Source organism: Saccharothrix obliqua (genome assembly GCF_019375475.1).
In the GTDB taxonomy this organism is placed as follows: Bacteria; Actinomycetota; Actinomycetes; order Mycobacteriales; family Pseudonocardiaceae; genus Actinosynnema; species Actinosynnema obliqua.
The window spans coordinates 295,976-312,601 of record NZ_JAHXGQ010000004.1; the positions used below are offsets into that span (position 1 = coordinate 295,976).

15 protein-coding genes are annotated in these 16,626 nt (G+C 74.0%); 6 read left to right on the forward strand and 9 right to left on the reverse strand.

Annotated elements, in window-relative coordinates:
• Nucleotides 1-2: 2 nt before the first annotated feature.
• From KZQ38_RS14755 to KZQ38_RS14770, 4 genes are read right to left on the reverse strand one after another with little or no spacing between them, the layout of a single operon-like run.
• On the reverse strand, nt 3-1,298 hold the full coding sequence (locus KZQ38_RS14755) for a protoporphyrinogen/coproporphyrinogen oxidase (RefSeq protein ID WP_219442349.1): 1,296 nt from the start codon (nt 1,296-1,298) through the stop codon (nt 3-5).
• Nucleotides 1,295-2,212, reverse strand: coding sequence for a UbiA family prenyltransferase (locus KZQ38_RS14760; protein WP_219442350.1), 918 nt, complete (start codon nt 2,210-2,212; stop codon nt 1,295-1,297). The genes KZQ38_RS14755 and KZQ38_RS14760 overlap by 4 nt, the downstream gene beginning before the upstream one ends.
• Nucleotides 2,209-3,351: a DegT/DnrJ/EryC1/StrS family aminotransferase gene (locus KZQ38_RS14765; protein ID WP_219442352.1), complete on the reverse strand. Its 1,143-nt coding sequence runs from the start codon at nt 3,349-3,351 to the stop codon at nt 2,209-2,211. The genes KZQ38_RS14760 and KZQ38_RS14765 overlap by 4 nt, the downstream gene beginning before the upstream one ends.
• Nucleotides 3,348-4,418: a DegT/DnrJ/EryC1/StrS family aminotransferase gene (locus KZQ38_RS14770; RefSeq protein ID WP_372452241.1), complete on the reverse strand. Its 1,071-nt coding sequence runs from the start codon at nt 4,416-4,418 to the stop codon at nt 3,348-3,350. Before KZQ38_RS14770 ends, KZQ38_RS14765 begins: the two co-directional genes overlap by 4 nt.
• 281 nt (nt 4,419-4,699) lie before the next feature.
• On the opposite strand from KZQ38_RS14770, the gene KZQ38_RS14775 reads away from it, so the two are divergent.
• From KZQ38_RS14775 to KZQ38_RS14800, 6 genes are read left to right on the forward strand one after another with little or no spacing between them, the layout of a single operon-like run.
• Nucleotides 4,700-5,731, forward strand: coding sequence for a Gfo/Idh/MocA family protein (locus KZQ38_RS14775; RefSeq protein WP_219442357.1), 1,032 nt, complete (start codon nt 4,700-4,702; stop codon nt 5,729-5,731).
• Entirely contained in the window at nt 5,721-6,536 is an 816-nt protein-coding gene (locus KZQ38_RS14780) for a sugar phosphate isomerase/epimerase family protein (protein ID WP_219442359.1), read from the forward strand. Before KZQ38_RS14775 ends, KZQ38_RS14780 begins: the two co-directional genes overlap by 11 nt.
• A complete protein-coding gene (locus KZQ38_RS14785) occupies nt 6,533-7,762 on the forward strand; it encodes a M20/M25/M40 family metallo-hydrolase (RefSeq protein WP_219442361.1) in 1,230 nt (409 codons plus the stop codon). The genes KZQ38_RS14780 and KZQ38_RS14785 overlap by 4 nt, the downstream gene beginning before the upstream one ends.
• Nucleotides 7,759-8,811, forward strand: coding sequence for an Ldh family oxidoreductase (locus tag KZQ38_RS14790; protein ID WP_219442363.1), 1,053 nt, complete (start codon nt 7,759-7,761; stop codon nt 8,809-8,811). Before KZQ38_RS14785 ends, KZQ38_RS14790 begins: the two co-directional genes overlap by 4 nt.
• Nucleotides 8,808-9,686, forward strand: a complete 879-nt coding sequence (locus KZQ38_RS14795; RefSeq protein WP_372452242.1) for a Gfo/Idh/MocA family protein — start codon at nt 8,808-8,810, stop codon at nt 9,684-9,686. The genes KZQ38_RS14790 and KZQ38_RS14795 overlap by 4 nt, the downstream gene beginning before the upstream one ends.
• Nucleotides 9,683-10,099, forward strand: a complete 417-nt coding sequence (locus KZQ38_RS14800) for a DUF6917 domain-containing protein (protein ID WP_219442366.1) — start codon at nt 9,683-9,685, stop codon at nt 10,097-10,099. Before KZQ38_RS14795 ends, KZQ38_RS14800 begins: the two co-directional genes overlap by 4 nt.
• Before the next feature lie 49 nt (nt 10,100-10,148).
• Here the strand turns inward: KZQ38_RS14800 and KZQ38_RS14805 are convergent, their stop codons facing one another.
• The 5 genes from KZQ38_RS14805 to KZQ38_RS14825 all read right to left on the reverse strand — a co-directional run bounded on the left by KZQ38_RS14805 (nt 10,149) and on the right by KZQ38_RS14825 (nt 16,432).
• Nucleotides 10,149-10,682 (reverse strand): EF-hand domain-containing protein, encoded by a 534-nt coding sequence (locus tag KZQ38_RS14805; RefSeq protein ID WP_219442368.1) that lies wholly within the window; start codon nt 10,680-10,682, stop codon nt 10,149-10,151.
• Nucleotides 10,683-10,755: 73 nt separating this feature from the next.
• Nucleotides 10,756-12,003 carry a nucleotide sugar dehydrogenase gene (locus KZQ38_RS14810; protein ID WP_219442370.1) on the reverse strand — a complete coding sequence of 416 codons (1,248 nt, stop codon included), beginning with the start codon at nt 12,001-12,003 and terminating at the stop codon, nt 10,756-10,758.
• A gap of 58 nt (nt 12,004-12,061) precedes the next feature.
• Complete coding sequence (locus KZQ38_RS14815; protein WP_219442372.1) at nt 12,062-12,361, reverse strand: hypothetical protein; 300 nt, start codon at nt 12,359-12,361, stop codon at nt 12,062-12,064.
• 789 nt (nt 12,362-13,150) lie between these two features.
• Complete coding sequence (locus KZQ38_RS14820) at nt 13,151-13,567, reverse strand: hypothetical protein (protein ID WP_219442374.1); 417 nt, start codon at nt 13,565-13,567, stop codon at nt 13,151-13,153.
• Nucleotides 13,568-13,990: 423 nt separating this feature from the next.
• Complete coding sequence (locus tag KZQ38_RS14825) at nt 13,991-16,432, reverse strand: helix-turn-helix transcriptional regulator (RefSeq protein ID WP_219442376.1); 2,442 nt, start codon at nt 16,430-16,432, stop codon at nt 13,991-13,993.
• Nucleotides 16,433-16,626 lie beyond the last annotated feature (194 nt).

The window sequence follows — 16,626 nt, forward strand, 5'->3', positions numbered from 1 at the left end:
TTTCACACGTGTTCCTTCCTCGCTGCGGCCAGCACGCGCGCGGCGGCCCGCCGCCCGGAGCGCACGGCGGCCTCGCTGCACGGCATCGCACCCACCCAGTCGCCCGCGTAGTCGACGACACCCGCGGGCCGTTCGGCGAAACCGGCCCGCAGCGCCAACGCGTGCGGCGTGGCCTCGGGCAGGCCGTGGCGGAACCGGTGCACGACCGTGTCGCGCGTCGCCGCGCGGAGTCCGGGCACGAACTCCTCCGCCGCCGCGGCCAGGGTGTCCACCACGGTGCCGTCGGGTGCGCTCAGCAGTTGGGGTGCGACCGAGGGGTGCGCGATCAGGGTGACCAGACCGCAGCCGGCGGGTGCGCGGTTCGGGTGCTTGACGTGGTCGTACAGCACCACGGCGAGCGTCCGGCTCGCCGTGGCGGGCACTACCACCAGGTACGTCCGGGACTTCGGCCGCCGGTCGAGCATCAGGTGCACCTTGACCATCGGCGTGTACGTGGACGCCGTCAGGAACGGCGTCTCGTGCTCCGGCGGGTTGGTGTACACCCGCCGCGCGACCGGCGCGGGTACGGCCAGCACCACCGACCGGGCGCGCAGCTCGGCGCCGCCCGCGGACACCCGTGCCGAGCGGCGGCCCGCCACGACCTCGTCCACCGGGCACGACAGGGTCACGTCGACCTGTTCGGCGAGCACGCGCGCCAACGTGTCCATGCCGTCGCGGTAGGTCCGCCACACCGACGACGGCCCGATCGCGGACAGCAGCGACAGGAACGACCCGGCCGACGACCGCGCCGGGTCCCAGCCGCAGAACCCGGCCACCACCGGCTGGCACAGGTAGTCGAGCACGTCGGGGTGGTAGCGGGCGGCGAACGCGGCGACCGTCTCCGCCGAGGCCGCCTCGGGGCGGTCGAAGTCGTGGCGTGCCCGCGTGATCCGCAGCAGGTCCCGCCGGGCGGGCAGGGACAGCCCCGCCCCGGTCAGCAGGCCGCGCGGGTGCGCCAGGCCCGGCCGCACGCGGCCACCCCGCCACACGCCGAGCCGCCGCCCGATCCGCGGCACCGCCGACCGGTCGACGCCCACGTCCGCGAGCACCGCCCACGTGTCGTCGTAGCCGCGCTCGGAGATCTGCTCCGCGCCGGTGTCGATGATGAAACCGGCCCGGCGCAGCGTGGCCATCCGGCCGCCGACGCGCGTGCCCGCCTCCAGCACGTGCACCGCCCGCCCGGCGCGGCGCAGCTCGTGGGCCGCGGTGAGGCCGGCGACGCCCGCGCCGACCACCAGGACGTCGAAGTCGGTGTTCACAGCAGGTTCACCACCACGAGTGCGACGACGGTGATCCGGTGGGTGTGGATGCCGAGCTTGCGGGCGCGGAGGACGTCGCCCCGGTGGAACCCCACCCGGAGCTGGTTGAGCCGTGACGCGGCGGTGGGCAGCAGGGCGAGCGGGAACCACCACGGCGCGCCGGCGAGCGGCGCGGCGAGCACCAGCGCGATCTCGACCGCGGAGACCGCCGTGACGAAGACCCGGTTGCCACGCGGTGAGGTCAGCGCGGCGACCGTGGGCCGGCCGACCTGCCGGTCGCCCTCGACGTCGTTGGTGTTGGAGTAGACCCCGAACAACAGCGGTCCGAGGCCGAACAGCAGCGCCTGCACCACCACCGCGCCGTCGACCTCGCCCACCGCCAGGCCGTACGGCGCGAGCACGACCGCCCAGCCCAGCGCGGCGAGGAAGAACTCCTGGAAGCCGTGGTAGCTCAGCTTCACGCCCCACGAGTATTGGAGCGCGAAGAAGAACGTCACCACCAGCAGCACCAGGGTCCACATCGGACGGTGGGGCGCGACGACGACCGCCGCGAGCCACAGCGCGCCGCCGGCGACGGCCGCGGCGAACGCGAACCGCAGCGCCTGCCGCTCGGTCAGCGCCCCGGTCAGCAGCGGTTTGCGGGCGAGCTTGCGCGCGGGCGCGTCCGGGCCGTAGTTGGCGCGGTCGCTGCCGTCGCGGAACCCGGTGACGTCGTCCAGCGCCACCATCGCCGCCATCACCAGCACCTCGCCCACGAGGAACAACGCCGCGACGGCGAGCACCCGCCCGTCGAAGCGGAGGTCGGCGGGCAGCAACGCCCACACCACCAGGACGCCCAGGTAGTAGTCGACGATGTCGAGCTTCGCCAGCCGCGCGTACGCCCTCGCGCGGCCGGGTGCCGCGAGTGTGGTCAAGTCCGGTCCTCGGTGGTCATCGCGTCTCCTCGGGACAGCGCGAACCGGCGCACCTCGTCGGCGATCAGCTCGACCTCGGCGTCGGTCAGGTGGGGGTGGACGGGTATCGCGAGCTGCCGGCGGCTCGCCGCCGACGCCGCCGGCCAGTCCCGGTCCGGTGCGGCGTGCGGCGCGAACGCGGGCTGGCGCGGCAGCGGGGCCGGGTAGTAGACGTGGCTGCCGATGCCGCGCGCGGCGAGGTGGTCGCGCAGCGCGTCGCGGTGGTCGGCGAGCAGGGAGTAGACGTAGAAGCAGCGGCCGTCGCGGCCCGGTGGCGGCGCGATGACGCCGGGCAGCCCGGCGAAGCGCTCGGTGTAGTAGCCGCCGATCCGGGCACGCCGCTCCAGCCGCTCGGGCAGCCCGGCGAACCGGTGGAGCTGGAACGCGGCCATCACCTCGTCGAACCGGCTGTTGTAGCCGATCCGGTGGTGCCGGAACCGGGTCCGCCCGTCCTGGCCGTGGTTGCGCAGCACCCGCACGGCCCGGCCCAGCGCGGGGTCGTCGGTCACCACCATGCCGCCCTCGCCGGGCATCCCGAACGTCTTCACCTGGACGAACGAGTAGACGCCCGCGTCGCCCCAGGTGCCCGCCGCCCGCCCGGCGAGCACGCCGCCCTGGCCGACCGCGGAGTCCTCCAGCAGCCGCACGCCCGCGTCGGCCGCGATCCGGCGGAACGCGGGCATGTCCGCCATCACCGAGAACACGTGGGCGGGCATGATCACCCTGGTCCGCTCGGTGATCAGCTCCTGCACCTCGGCCGGGTCCACCACCATGGTCCACGGGTCGACGTCGGCGAACACGGGCGTGGCGCCCAGCGACAGGGGCGCGGCGGCCAGCGGGGCGCACCCGTAGGCCGGGACGATCACCTCGTCGCCCGGTCCGACGTCCATCGCCGCGAGCAGCAGCGTGAGCGCGGACGTGCCGCTGCCGCACGCGACCGCGTCCGCCGCGCCCACCGACTCGCGGATCACCGCCTCCAGGCGCTCGGTGCGCGGGCCGAGGATGAAGCGCTGGTCGGGCGTCGCCGCGACCTCCGCCACCAGGTCGAGCAGCACGTCCTGGTCGTCGTCGAACAGGTCGGGCGGGAAGAACGGGATCACGCCGCCCTCCCCGCGTAGAAGCCCTCGACCGCCGCGCACACGGCGTCCACGCCCGCTTCCGGCAGGTCCGGGTAGAGCGGCAACGCGACGGTGCGCCGGCAGGCGGCCTCGGCGTTCGGGAAGTCCCCGGACCGGTGGCCGTGCCCGGCGAAGCACGGCTGAAGGTGCAGCGGCGTCGGGTAGTAGGTCTCGGTGCCGATGCCCCGCGCGGCCAGGTGCGCGACGAGTTCGTCCCGCCGCTCGACCTCGATCACGTAGACGTAGAACACCCCGCGCACGCCCGGTCGGACGGACGGCAGCCGCCGCACGCCCGGCACGCCGGCCAGCCGCTCGGTGTAGCGGGCGGCGAGCGCGGCGCGGCGGTCGATGTCCTCGTCCAGCCGGCCGAGCTTGGCCAGCAGCACGGCGGCCTGGATGTCGTCCATCTTGCTGTTCACGCCCGGCGCACCGGTCGCCGTGGCGATGCCCGGGAAGTGGTCGAGGGTGCGCCCGAACCGGCCGTGGTGGCGCAGCGCGCCCACCGCCTCGGCGATGTCCGGGTCGTCGGTGAGGACCGCGCCCGCGTCGCCGAGCGCGCCCAGGGTCTTGGTGGGGAAGAAGGACAGCACTCCCCCGACGCCCAGCCGCCCGGCGTGGACGCCGTCGTGGTGCACGCCGATCGACTCGGCGCTGTCCTCGACGACCGTCAGCCCGCGGTCCCGGGCGACGGCGTGCAACGCCGTCATGTCGGCCGTGTGCCAGAACAGGTGCGCGGGCATCACGAACCGGGTGCGCGGACCGGCGACGGCGGCGACCGACCCGGGGCTGATGCCGTAACCGGTGGGCTCGATGTCGGCGAACACCGGGCGCCCGCCCGCGAGCACCACCGACGAGGCGGTGGCGATGAAGGAGAACGCGGGCACCACGACCTCGTCGCCGGGCCGCAGCCCCGCCGCCCGCAGCAGGAGGACCAGGGCGTCGGTGCCGCTGTTCACGCCCACGACGTGCCGCGCACCGGTGTAGTCCGCTAACGCCCGTTCCAGCTCGGCCACCTTGTGCCCGTGCGAGAACTTGCCGTTCCGGACCACGTCGACAATGTGCTGCCGCGTTATCGGCCACAATTGGGAAAAGGTCGCCGACTGTGTGAAAAATGGGACGGGCAGCTCACTCACCTCCGGGGTCGAAGCACGCACCGGGGAGCGTATGGCAGCCGATCAGAGCGACGTGCACACGCACGAGACTTCACTCTTCCTGGTCAACTCTTCGATCTTGTGTTGACAGCGCGCGCCGACTCGTACAACGTCGTGGCGGATAATATTCGAGCGATTTATTCATTCGTCCTGCGAACACCACCGAACACAGGGACTCAATGGTGCGAACACTCGTCGTTGGACTCGGCCGCGCCGGTGCGGAGCTGCACCTGCCCGTGCTCGCGCGGGCCCGCGCCGCCGCGCGGCAGCTCTTCGGGGATGAGCCGGTCGTGGCGTGCGACCCGCGCCGGGTGCTCGGCGACCGACCCGGCCTGGTCACCGCGACCAGCATCGCCGAGGCCGCCGCGCTGCTCGACCCGGCCGACGCGGTGGCCCACGTCTGCACGCCGCCGACCGTCCGCACCGAGGTGATCGGCGAACTCGCCGAGCGTGGTTTCCGCCACCTGGTCGTGGAGAAGCCGCTCGCCGCCGACACCGACGACCTGGCCCGCATCATCCGCCTGCGCCGCAAGCACGCGTTGCGCATCGCCGTGGTCGAGCCCTGGTTGACCAGCTCGCTCACCGCGCGGCTGACCGAGCTGGTGCGCGGCGGCGCGCTGGGCGAGCCGCGGTCCATCGCGATCGTGCAGAACAAGCCCCGGTTCCGCCGGTCGCTGACCCGGCCGAGCCACCCCACCGCGTTCGACGTCGAGCTGCCGCACGGCGTCGGCCTCGCGCTGCGGCTCGCGGGCAACGCGCGCGTCACCCACGCCGCGGGCCACGACCTGGTGGTGGGCGACGTGGTCGTGCCCCGGATGGGCGGCGCGCGGGTCGGGCTGCGGCACAACAGCGGCGTGCGCACCGAGATCAGCTCCGACCTGACGTCCCCGGTGCGGGAACGCCGGATCACGGTGCAGTTCGAGCACGCCTCGGTGGTCGGCCACTACGCGGTCAGCGCCGACGACGACCACTCGCAGCTCACCGTCACCCGCAACGGCCGCCGTGAGCACGAGGTGCTGCGCGACGACTCGTTGACGGAGTGGGTGATCCGCGCCTACCAGCTCTTCCGCGGTGTCGGCGACCAGCACGCGCGTGGTTTCGCGTTCGCCACCGACGTGGTGCAGCTGCTGTCCGTGGCCAAGAACATCTGCGCCGAGCCGGTGGTGGCCGCCGCGCGCGCGGAGACCGCGGCGGCGGCCCATGCGCGGTGACGTGCTCGCCGGCATCACCGACGAGGCGGCGCACGACCTGCCGGGTCAGCTCGCGGTGCTCGCCGACCTCGGCTGGTCGGCGGTGGAGCTGCGGTCCGTGGGCGGCGTGCCCGTCGCCGACCTGTCCGACCGGGCGTTCACCGACGTCGCGAAGGCGTTGTCCGACCGGGGTGTCACGGCGGTGTGCCTGGCGTCCCGGATCGGCGGCTGGGCCCGCCCGGTGACCGCGCCGTTCGACGACGACCTCGCCGAGCTGGACGTGCTGCTGCGCCGCTGCGACGAGCTGGGCACGCGGCTGGTGCGGATCATGTCCTACCCGAACGACGGCCTCGCCGAGCCGGACTGGCGCGACCGGGTCGTGGCCCGCGTGGCGGCGCTGGCGGAGATCGCCGCGTCGGCGGGTGTCGTGCTGGCGCACGAGAACTGCGCGGGCTGGGCCGCCACGAGCGCGGACCGGGCGCTGGAGCTGCTGGCTCGGGTGGACAACCCGGCGCTGAAGCTGTTGTTCGACACCGGCAACGGCGTCGCCCACGGCTACGACGGGTTCGCCTTGCTGGAGCGGGTCGCGCCGCACGTGGTCCACGTGCACGTCAAGGACGCGGTCGGTGACCGGTTCGTGCCACCGGGCCGGGGCGACGCGCGGGTCGCCGACTGCGTCGCGCTCCTGCGCGCGGCGGGTTACGCGGGCGCGTGGTCGCTGGAGCCCCACGTGTCGCTGCAACCGCACCGGTCCGGCGAACTGGCGCCGGGCGCGGCGGCGGCGTTCACCGGGGCAGGCCGGGCGATGGCCCGGCTGCTGCGGTGATCGCAGCGGACCGCGACCTCCTGCTGCGGCTGCTCGACCTGCCCACCGCCGGCCCGCTGGAGACCTCCGGCGAGGTGCGGCTGTGGGAGGCCATGGGCGCCTACGAGGAGGCCGCGCACGACATCGGGCTGCGGACCGCGCACTTCGCCGCGCCCCGCCCGGAGGACCTGCGCGGACCCGTGCCCGCCGCGGTGCGCGCGGCCGTGGCGGCGGACCCGGCTTTCCTGGCGTGCCAACCGAACCTCGTGCTGCGGCTGGGCGAGGCCGGGCCGACCGTGATGTTCAACGTCCACCTGGACGCGGTCGCGCCGTTCGAACCGGCCGGTTTCGACGGCAGGCGGTTCCTGGGCCGCGGCGCGATCGACGCGAAGGGGCCCGCCGTGGCGTTGCTGGCGGGCATCCGGGCGGCGGCCGAGGACCCGGCGGTCGGTCGCGACGTCTCGGTGGTCGTGCAGGCGGTGTCCGGCGAGGAGGGCGGCGCGATGGGCGTGTACGGCACCCGCCCGCTGGTCGAGGCCGGCCACCACGGTTCGCTCAACGTGTTCTGCGAGCCCACCGGGCTGCGCTACCTGCCGCGCTGCACCGCCGCCATGACGGCGTGCGTGCGCGTCAAGGGCGAGGACGCCGTCGACGACCAGCCGCACGCCGGTCACAACGCCACCGTGCTGCTGGGTTTCCTGGCGCAGCACATCGCGGGCGAGCTGGTGCGCGTGCCGGACGGCCAGGTGTGCGTCGCGGGCCTGCACACCGGCCGGCAGCACAACCGGGTCTACGGCTCGGGTGAGCTGCTGCTGAACCTGTCCTACGGCAGCGCGGACTCGGCACGCGTGCTGACCGCGGCGCTGGAGAAGGCGCTGGTGTCCGGGCTGGCCGAGTTCACCCGCCGGTTCCGCAACGTGCCGCCGTTCCACCGCACCGCCGTGGACGCCGCGGCCGTGACGTGCCTGGAGTGGCGCAAGCACGGCCTGCCCGCCCTGCCCGCGCGGGACGTGCCGCTGCTGGACGGGCTGGTGCCCCGCTGGCCCGCGCACCTGCCCGCCTTCACCTGTGACGCCATCTGGCTGGCCGACGTGCCGGGCACCCGGACCGTCGTGCTGGGCCCCGGATCGCTGGACGCCAACAAGGCGCACGCGCGCGGCGAGCACGCCGACGTCGAGGACCTGGACCGGTTCTCGGCCGTGGTGCGGGACATCGTCGTGCGGTTCGCCCGGAACGGAGGAACGTGACCGCAGTCGTCCCCTACCCCGCCCTGCTGGCCACCGTCACCGACGTGTTCGTCGGGCGCGGCGTGCCACCGGACCGGGCCGCCACGGCCGCCGAGGCGTTGTGCCACGGCGACCTGACCGGCGTCACGTCGCACGGCCTGGTCAACCTGACCCGCCTCTACCTGCCGCTGCTCGAATCCGGCCGCGCCGACCCGGCCGCGGACATGGTGGTGACGGCGGACCTGGGTGCGAGCGTGCACGCCGACGCGCGACGCGCGCTGGGCCTGTGGTCGGCGGCGCAGGCGGTGGACCTGGCGGCGGCACGCGCGGCGCGGCACGGCATCGGCATGGTGTCGCTGCGCGGCGCGACGCACATCGGGTGCGCGGGCTTCCACGCCGCCCGCGCCGTGCCGCACGGCATGGTCGGCCTGGTCACGTCGAACTGCGGCGGCCAGCGGATCGCACCGCCGCCGGGCGGGTCGCGGCCGGTGCTCGGCACCAACCCGCTCGCCCTGGCCTGCCCGGCGGGCGACCGGCACCCGTTCGTGCTGGACATGAGCACCACGGTGGTGCCCACCGGGCGGGTGCGCGCGGCGGCGCGGGAGGGCCGCGACATCCCGCCCGGCTGGCTGGCCGCGGCGGACGGCACACCGGTCACCGACCCGACCGCCTTCGACCGCGGCGAGGCACGCCTGCTGTGGCTGGGCGGCAGCCCGGAAACCGGCGCCCACAAGGGTTTCGGGCTCGGCCTGCTGGTCGAGGTGCTGTCCGCCCTGGTGTCCGGCGCCGCGCTCGGCCCCGCGTCCGAGGGCGACGCGGACGACGACATCGGTGTGCTGGCGCTGGCCGTCGCGCCGGACCTGCTGCGGCCGGGGTTCGCGGCGGACGCCGACCGGCTGTTCGGCGCGTTGCTGGACTGCCCGCCGGTCGACGGCGGCGAACCCGTCAGCTACCCCGGCCGGCCCGAGGCGGAGCGGGCGCGGTGGCGGCGGGCGCACGGCGTGCCGCTGCCCGACGAGCTGTACGAGGAGCTGCGCGGGCTCGCGCCGGACCTGCGGGCGGCCGGGTGATCCGCGTCGGCGTCGTCGGCCTGGGCGTGATCTCCCGGTACTACCTGGCGGCGATCGCGGAGCTGCCGGAGTACGAGCTGGCCGCGGTGTGCGACGTGGACCGCGAGGCGCTGGTGGGTCACGAGGCCCGCGACTACCTGCACCACCGCGCGATGCTCGCGGACGGCGGCCTGGACGCCGTGGTGGTGACCGCGCCGAACGACGTGCACGCGGAGATCGTGGGCGACGTGCTGGACGCGGGACTGCCGGTGTGCGTGGAGAAACCGCTGGCCACCAGCCTCGCCGACGGGCGCGACCTGGTGGCGCGCGGCGGGTTGCTGTTCACCGCGTTCCACCGCCGGTACAACCGGCACGTCCGCGCGCTGCGCGAGGAACTGGCGAAGGCCGCGCCGGTGGAATCGCTGACCGTGCGCTACCTGGAGCGCATCGAAGACCACGTGGGTCGTGACCGGTGGTACCTGGACATGGCGCGCAGCGGCGGCGGCTGCGTCGCCGACAACGGGCCCAACGCGCTGGACGTGGCGCGGCTGTTCCTGGGACCGCTGGCGTTGGAGTCGGCGGTGGTGGTGCGCGACTCGGCGGGCGTGGACCGGCAGGCGGTGCTGAACGTGCGCGGTCGCGCGCCCGCGGTGGTGGAGCTGGACTGGTCGTTCCCCGGCGAGGTGAAGGACGTCGAGGTCCAGCTGGTGGACGGCTCGGTGCTGCGCGCGGACATGCTCGCCGGCTACGACGAGTTCAAGGGTTCGCTGTGGCACGAGTACGCGGGCGTGCTGCACGACTTCGCCCGCGCCGTGGCGAGCGGCCACCGGGCTGACGGCGGGCTCGCCGCGCTGGCCCTGGTGGACCAGGTGTACCGGGAGGAGAAGGGCGCGTGACGACGCTGGAGAACGGACCGAAGCGGGCGGTCGGCGGCAAGGTGGTGAAGGTCCTGGTGCACCGCCGGGACGACCGCGGGATGAGCCTGGAGCCGTTCGCGAGCCGCTGCGTGCGGCGGGGCGAGGTGCACGAGTTGGTGACCACCGACCACGCGGTGGGCGACGCGAGCATCGACCGCGTGGGCTTCCTGGGTTTCGTGGAGATCGGCAACGCCGGGGTGATCGACCGCGGTGACGAGGTGTGGGTGGACGGCCGCTTGGTCGGCACCGTGCTGGGCTTCGACGCGTGCCACTTCCCCAACCACTACAACATCCTGATCAGCAGCCCGGTGCCGCGCACGGGACCGGAGGTCGGCATGGGCCCGGAGCGGTCCGTGGTGTTCCACCCGCCGACACCCGCGCATTCGGGCTGAGCACGCGAGGAGGGCCCCGGGGATCACCCGGGGCCCTCCTGCCGTGTGCTCAGCCCAGCAGCTCCACGTCGAGGGTGCCGAAGTGGAACTCCTTGACCGCGGTCACCAGCTCGTCCACCGTGAGCGAGCCGTTGCCGTTGGTGTCGATCTTGCGGAACGCCTCGTCGGCCTGCGAGCGGTCGACGCCGATCGCGTTCAGCCAGCGGGTGAACTCGGGGCGGCTGATCTCGCCGTCGCCGTCCGTGTCGCAGAGGTTGAGGATGGCCTGGATCGTCGGGCGCACGACGCGGCCGAAGCCCGCGTCACCGCCCTCGAACACCTCGGTCTCCACGATCTGCTGGAACCGCGTGCGGTCCAGCTTGCCGGTCGCGCCGACGCCCGCCCGCTCCGCCAGGTACTCGTACAGGCCGCGGAACGCGTCCACCACCGCGCGGCCCTGCGGCGAGGTCGGCGCCTCGCCGAACGCCTTGAGGATGCGCTGCGCCTCGTTCTCCAGGTCCGCGCGCTCGATGGTGCCGTTGCCGTCGACGTCCCACTTGTCGAAGCGCTTGTCGAGCCGCTCGTTCTTGACAGCCGTGGTCATCTTCTGCCCACTTCCTTTGCGTTGTGCGGTGATCGAACCCCGTCCGGGGACGGGTTCCCTCGGCCGAGGGTGGTCAGAGGCGCTGGACCTCCCCTCCGGGCACCCGGCCCGTGACGTCGAGCAGCAGCCGGGCGGCCCGCGCGAGGTGGCCGAGGTCGTAATCGCGGTGCGGCACCAGCAGTACGCAGACGTCCGCCGAGCGCAACGCCGAGTCGAGGTCCGGTGCGGGCGGGCCGAGGCGCGGCACCCCGCCCGCCACCGGGTCGTGGTAGGTGACCCGGGCGCCCAGGGCGGTGAGGCCGTCGGCGACCCGGATGGCGGCTGATTCCCGGGTGTCGGGCACGTCGGCCTTGTAGGAGACGCCGAGCAGCAGGACCGTCGAGCCCGCGAGGGGCCGCCCGTCCTCGGCGAGCAGGCGCGCCACGCGGTCCACCAGGTAGGCGGGCATGGCGCGGTCCACGTCGCGGGCCGCTTCCACGACGCTGAGCCGGGCGCCCTCGCGGTGGGCCTTGTCCAGGAGGTAGCGCGGGTCGATGGGGATGCAGTGGCCACCGACGCCCGCGCTCGGCGTGAAGGGCGCGAAGCCGAACGGTTTGGTCGACGCGCAGTGCAGCACGTCCCACACGTCCAGGCCCAGCCGGTCGCAGAACACGGTGATCTCGTTGACCAGCGCGATGTTCACGTACCGGTAGGTGTTCTCCAGCAGCTTCGCCATCTCGGCCTCACGGGTGCCGCGGGCGACCACCACGTGCTCCACGAACCGGCCGTAGAACGCCGCGCAGTGCTTGGCGCACAACGGGGTGTGGCCGCTGACCACCTTGGGTGTGTTGCGGATGCCGTACTTGCGGTTGCCCGGGTCGACGCGTTCCGGCGAGTAGGCGAGCGGGAAGTCCTCACCCGCGACGAGGCCGTGCCGCTCCAGGACGGGCCGCACCACCTCGTCGGTGGTGCCGGGGAAGCTGGTGGACTCCAGCACGACGAGGGTCCCGGGTCGCAGGTGGTCGGACACCGTCGCGGCGGCGGAGCGGACGGCCGACAGGTCCGGGCGGCCGTCGGGGTCGAGCCCGGTCGGGACGCAGATCACGACGGTGTCCGCGGTGGTGATCGCGGACGGGTCGTCGGTGACGGTGAAACCCCGGTCCAGCATGGCTTCCAGCTGGGTGGGCAGCACGTCCGGGATGTGCGGCCGACCGGCTTCGACGGCCTCCCGCACGGCGGGCGAGATGTCGTAGCCGATGACCGACAGCCCTGCGGCACTGGCCGCGGCCGCCAGTGGCAGTCCGACGTAACCGACTCCCACGACGACGAGATCGACTGTCACGCGCGCCCTTCCCACCACATCGGTGTGCCTTGTGCCCCATGGTTTGCGGTTCGCCCCCTCACGCCCGGAACGACGCCGCGGCAGGCGGCACGTGGGACCCGTAGGACTTCTCCACGGCGAGGATCGGCAGCCCGAGGCAGCCCGGCACGCCGTACACCTCGACCTCCTCGTCCGTGCGGTTCACCAGGACGTGCGCGCCGTTGGGGACGGCGTGGCAGCCCTTGGGGTCTTTGAACACCGCGACCGGCACCACCTCGGCGGTGTAGACGATCACCTCGCCGGCCGCCGCGTTCGCCACCGGCGCGGTCAACGCGGTGGTGGCGAGGGCGGCGAGGACCAACGTGGCAAAGCGTTTCATCCCAAAACCTCCACAGGGGACGGAGAGCTTTTGTCGCTGTCGGGAAGCTAACAGTCACCCTGTGCGAGAGGCGGTAACGAGCGACAACACCACTCGCCCAGGTTGCCTCTCACGCGCCGAATTCATCCGGATGGCCCGGATTAACCGCCCGATCGTGGTGTTCAGTTGTTGCACGCGGGAACATTCACAAGATCGAGCGATACAGCCCCATCAAATTCCGCGATGATGCGGAGAGCACGAACGCATGGCGTGACCATGGGGGCGAAACCGCATATCCACGGTGACGCTGAGTTACTCACTCGACCCGGGGAGTCGCAATCATGCGGCTACGGGAGGGCACGCGCACCCGGGTCGTGGAGATCCACAGTGGACGAGCGGGGGACGCGACAACCACGCTCCGCTCCCACCGGTTTCGGAGCCGGCCCGCGCGGCTACCGGCAGCGGGCGCTCTCGTCGGACCGGCGCGCTCTTGTGTGACGGCACGCGTCGGTGAGCCGGCGGTCTTCCACCTGCGGCACAGCCCGTTCGGCCAGTGGCCTTCCGGTGGCCGGAAAACATCTGTCTGCGAGCGAGCAGCGGTCGGCCGGGGACACCCGCTTGCCCGGCGCGCGCACCTCCGCCGGCGGAGGTCTGTCCGCCCGCGAACGCCATCCCCGGCGAGCGTTCATCCGCCGGCGAACACCCGTCCGCCCGCGAGCGCCCATCCTTCTGCGACCCGTCCGCCGGCGAACACCCGGCAGCCGAGGGCACCTGCCTGTCGGCGGGCCGCGGCCGGCCCGCGTGCCGCCGTCAGCCGGCGGGCGTCTGGAAGACCACCATCGGCACCTGCGGGCGGGGCTTCGTGGCCGCCGGCGCCGCCACGGGCGTCACCGCCGGGGCCTCCCCCTGCTCGGCGACGGGCTCGACACCCCAGTCCCGCTCGGGTTCCGGCGCGGGCGCGGCGGGCTTCGGCTCGGCCGCCAACTGCTGCTGCACGCGGGTGATCCACAGCAACCACATCGCCTCGTCCCGGTGGCCGCGGAACTCGGCCTTCAAACCGGACAGCGCACCGCGCACCCTCGCCCGGAGCACCTGGTCGTCACGCACCGCAGCCCACACGGCACGCGTTGTGCCGTCGGAGACCCGCACGTGCGCACGCACCTGCTCCGCCAACTCGTCCGCCGACAGGGCGGACCAGGTCGCGACGATTTTCCGGCCACTGGTCATACCACCATCTTGTCGGATCGCCGCCCCCAACACCGCGCCGACACGAAGTAAGAAATATCTCCTAACGTGCTGGTTTCGCACCGTCCGAACGGGACGTCGTGGTCACTCGCCCCGAGCGGGGGCGACTCGGGCAGCGCAATGCGGGGCTCCGAATCGAACGCGGCCACGTGGCCGGCCCCGTCCGTGCGCGCCAACAGGTGCGCACGGACGGGGTTGTGCCGACGAACGCCCCCAGCACGCCCGCCGACGCGGTGGACGGCGCGGCGCGGTCCACCCGTCCCGGGCCGCCGCCACCTTCCCGTTGGGGGACAACAGGAACGGACCACGTATCCCCTGACGAGCCGGTGGACCACCGGCGGTCCGTCAACAGTGGCGCGCGACGGCGAACAGCGGAATGGGCACAACTACCCACCACGGGGTCGGTCAGCCGTCGACCGGGGTCGAGTCGCCGGTCAGCAGCCCGAGGGACTGGGCGCGGAGCACCGCGGACAACCGGTCGGTGGTGCCGAGCTTGCGGTAGAGGTGTTGCAGGTGGCGGTGGACGGTGCGTGGTGAGATGTCCATCCGGCGGGCGATGGCGTCGGCCGTCAAACCCTCCGCCAGCACGGTCAGCACCATGTGCTCGCGTTCCGTCAGGCCGCAGTCCGACACCGGGACCCACGTGCCGGCCAGGCGTTCGCTCAGACCCGGTTCACACGCCTCCAGCAGGTCGCGGGCCCGTTCGCGCTCCCGGCGCTCCGGCCGGGGCCACCCGGCGGCCCGGTGCAGGGCGGCGGCGATCAGCCGGGCGCGCCCGGCGTGGACCAGGTTGCCCAGCGCCTCGAACGCCGTCGCCGCGTCGGTCGCCGCGGTGGCGGCGGCGGCCGGGTCGGTGTGCCGCAACGCGCCGACCTCCGCCAGCCGGGCGTACCCGCCACGCAGCCCGGCGGGCAGGCCGTCCGCGACGCGACGTGCCCGCTCCGCCCACCGGGCGGCCTCGGCCACCCGGTCACGCGCGCCTTCCGCCAGCGCCGCCAGGGCACACCACTCGACCTCGGCCGCCGGGTCGTCCCGGACCGCGGCCACGCCGACCTCCGCGAGGTGGTCGGCGCAGCGGTCGGGCTCGCCCGCGTGGAGCAGGGCCAGCGCGAGCGCCACGTGCGCACGGGGCGTGCCACCGGCGACCGCCTCCGCCGCGAGTTCCAGGCCGGTCTCGGTCGCACCGCGCCACAGGGCGACGCGTGCCTTCCCGGCCAGTGCGAGCGACGTCGGCAGCCCGGCCAACGCGGCGGCCTCGGCGGCGTCGGTGAAGCACTCGTCGGCTTCCACGAGCCGGCCGAGGCGTTCCAGGGCCTCGCCGCGCACCTGCCAGAGCGGGACCAGGAGGTCGTCGCGGTCGAGGCGGGCGAGGCGGATGGCGCGCTCGGTGTGCCGGACCGCGTCGGCGGGGCGTTCGAGGGTGACCTCGGCGCGGGCCAGGTCGAGCAACGCCTCGACGGGGCAGTCCGGCGTCCGGTCGGCGAGTTCGGCGGCTTCGGCCAGGGCGTGCGGGTCGTAGGGCGGCGTGGCGAGCCGAGCGGTCAGGGCTCGTGCCAGCAGAGCGGGGTCGCCGAACGCGCGTGCCGCGGCTTCGGCGTGGTCGGCCAGGGCGATGTCACGCAGCAGCCGGTCGCGGGCGGTGTGCGGTTCGGCGGCGGTGAGCAGGGCGGTCGCGTCGGCGTGACGGCCGTGGGCGCGTTGTGCGGCGGCGGCGCGCACGGCGATCTCCACGCCGTCCGGCGGGTGGGTGGCCAGCACGGCGCGGGCGGCGGCGTGGTGGTCGTCGGGCAGCCCGGCGGCCTGGGTGGCGGTGACGAGCTTGCGCAGGACGTGCTGCCGGGTCGCGGTGAGCGCGTCCGGCACCAGGCCCAACGCCTCGGTCAGCCGCCGCACCGCGACGGCGGGCGCGATGGCGGCCGACACGTCGGCCGCGCCCAGCAGGTCCGCCACCGCGGTCAGGTCGCCGACTTCGGCGTGCGCGGCGTGGTGCGCGCGGACCGCCACCGGGGCGTTGTCCTCGACCAGGGCGCGGATGGCGCGGGCGTGGGCGGTCGGCAGCCAGTCCACCGAGGCGTGGACCGCTTCCCGCAGCCGGGTTTCCCGGTAGGCCGGTTCGGTGCCGGCGCTCAGCACGCCGCGAGCCGTGAGCCGGGCCAGGGCGGCGTGGACCTCGGGCAGCGGTGTCGCCGCGACGGCGGCCACCAGGCGCGGTTCAGCGGAACCCAGCACGGCCACGGCCTGCGCCACGAGCAAGTCCTCCGACGGCAGAAGGGGCGGCTCGACGGCGAACGGGGCGAGAACAACCCCGTCAGCCGGGAACGGCGACGGACCAGGCCGATGCGCGGCGACGACCAGCACATCGCCCTCCGGAGCCCACCGAACCAGGTGCCGCAACAGTTCCAAGGAACCGGAGTCGGCCAGGTGCGCGTCGTCCACCACGATCAACAAGCCGGCGGGCTTCGCCAGGGCACCCACCAGATCCCCCACCGTCCGATAAACCCGGTGCCGCTCGGTCGGCGAGGTGCCCGGTCCCCTCCCGGGTTCCAGGAACGAGTGCAACAGGGCCCGCAACAGCAACAACGCGTCCTGACCGGCGGCGGTGGGTACGTCGCCGGCCCGACGAGCACCGGCCCGCAACGCGCTGAACGGCACATCCCGCCCATCCCCCGCGGCAGCCACCACCGCCACACCCCGCTGCCGCGCGATACCGGCCAGCCGCCCCAACAGCCGCGACTTGCCGGCCCCGGGACCCCCCACCACCAGCCGCCCCCGCAGCCGCGCGCCACCAGTCGACGCCGCCAACCAGTCCAACGCCTCCCGGAACCCGACCGGTCCCCCATTGGTCATGCAGCCCTCCCCCATCAAGACAAATGAGGACGCCCAGACGCACCGGATACGCCAATCGCCGACAACCCCCGCTCCCGGCGCCCGTTTCCCCGACCCCGCGGTTGATCGCGCTCGGCGAAACCCGCTCCCCCGAACACCGCACACGGCAGGGTGGACATGTGCGAATCCTGATCACCGCCGTGCGCCCTGCCGCA